Genomic DNA, 749 nt, shown 5'->3' with positions numbered 1-749 from the left:
TGGGATGTTGTAAGTGGTGTAAATAAAGCTCTTGATGATTTTGAAAGAGGAATTGTAGAAAGCATTGCGGGAATGGTAATGGGACTGCTAACCGTTGTGAAGGACGCAGGTGTTGTCACCGTATCTGGTATTATTCCTGACCCTGTCGAACCGTCTTGGTTAAAGGATAGTGCAAGTCAAACAGTTAATGCCTACACACAAGCTGCATTACAATTTATGCAAGACCCTATGCGTGCGGTGGAATCAACTGCCCAAGCCTTCACCGATACTGTGGAAAGTGAAGGAGTTATGTACGCCACCGGAGCAGCCGTTGCTGCCTTCATACCAGGTAGTTGGGCTATCAAAGGAGCATCAGGCGTTGCAAAAATAGGTGCAGGTGCAGCAAGAAGAGCGCCGAAATTATTGGATAGTAAGCCTTTTAGTGGTAATTATTACCGGGAAAAGATAAATGCAGCAAAAGCCGAAATGGCTAAAATAGCAGATATGTTCTCTTTTGGTGAGAAATATGCAGTTTCAACTGGTGGCGTAAGTTTTATACTTAGAGATAAAGATCTTGAAAATCACGTTAATCCGCAGATGGTTAATATGCAGAATGGCGGAGAGGAAAGGGTAGAGAGTAAGGGTACGGGTAATAAGGTTAATGGTCTTAAAGAAATAAATGAAGTAAACTATGAAGAAAAGAACTTGTACCTAATGTCCGCTATGTGACACAAGACGGGTATAAATACACAACGGATGAATTAGGAAGA

General features: G+C 42.1%; 1 protein-coding gene. It reads left to right on the top strand.

Features of this window, described 5'->3' with window-relative positions; genetic code table 11:
* A partial coding sequence (locus tag D1839_RS20215) for a hypothetical protein (protein ID WP_158589720.1) occupies positions 1–708 on the top strand: 708 nt, incomplete at its 5' end.
* Between the last annotated feature and the right edge of the window lie 41 nt (positions 709–749).

This window comes from Roseburia sp. 1XD42-34, from assembly GCF_009917385.1.
GTDB lineage: Bacteria > Bacillota > Bacilli > Bacillales > Amphibacillaceae > Virgibacillus.
The sequence above is the reverse complement of the archived record's forward strand: the minus strand, read 5'-3'. Positions and strand labels throughout refer to the sequence as shown.